The following is a 730-nucleotide window of genomic DNA, read 5'->3' as shown; positions in this document are numbered from 1 at the left end:
GATATCTGGGTGTTTTGATTTATTACCTATGAGTGTGGTGATAATGATATTTCGAAATCTCCTGCTTCCACCGTTTGCTGCTCACACGTGGGGGGCATGCCGATGGAATTATGGAATAGGGAAGGGATAAAACTGATGTCGGATCAAACAGGTGAGCCAGCGTGGCCCGATACGCCTCTGCCGCCAGCTTGGGCTCGGTTCATCGCGATAGGCATGAGGCAAACCAACCTCCGCCAGAATCAGGGGGAGGGGATTCTTCGTTTGTGAACAATGTGCGAATTCGGGACTTATCCGCTTAGTCGTCGCACGGCCACAATGCCCGGCCACCAGACTGCACCCGCAGGATAAATACCTTTCGAATGAAAGGTAACCATCATGAACACCAGAATTTACGACCCACAATGCGACATCGACCGCCGCCTTGAAACGATAGGTGAGATTTTCCCATGGAGGCGAACCTATGAGGTTGATGAAGAGGGCTTTGCCATTCTTCAACAATCTTTGCTCGCGTGTGCAGGCCATACACGGCTGACCGATCCCGGCGGCGGATCGCTATCCAAGAAGCACCTTGAGGTCGCCTTTGCTCATGTGGTCACCCAGGTCACCGCATGGTTCAGTAACAAATCAGATTATTTTGCGATCAAAGCATCATGTGATGCAGCAAATGCAGCAGTCCGAGCATCTGATTTACACTGATATCGCCAGCCTTCCTGCATTTGCAGCAAAATCA

At 51.0% G+C, this 730-nt stretch carries 1 protein-coding gene; it reads left to right on the top strand.

The window, feature by feature from the left end; all coding sequences use genetic code 11:
• Positions 1–375 precede the first annotated feature (375 nt).
• The gene (locus H261_RS25265; RefSeq protein ID WP_152427094.1) at positions 376–696 is read left to right on the top strand and encodes a hypothetical protein; all 321 of its coding nucleotides are present in this window, start codon (positions 376–378) and stop codon (positions 694–696) included.
• The last annotated feature ends 34 nt before the right edge of the window (positions 697–730 follow it).

This window comes from Paramagnetospirillum caucaseum, assembly GCF_000342045.1.
GTDB lineage: Bacteria > Pseudomonadota > Alphaproteobacteria > Rhodospirillales > Magnetospirillaceae > Phaeospirillum > Phaeospirillum caucaseum.
Note: the sequence above shows the minus strand (reverse complement) of the source record. Positions and strands in the feature narration are given on the sequence as shown.

Coding starts and splice junctions, on each gene's coding strand:
- H261_RS25265 (WP_152427094.1), top strand. CDS start 376: ATGAACACCAGAATTTACGACCCACAATGCGACATCGACCGCCGCCTT.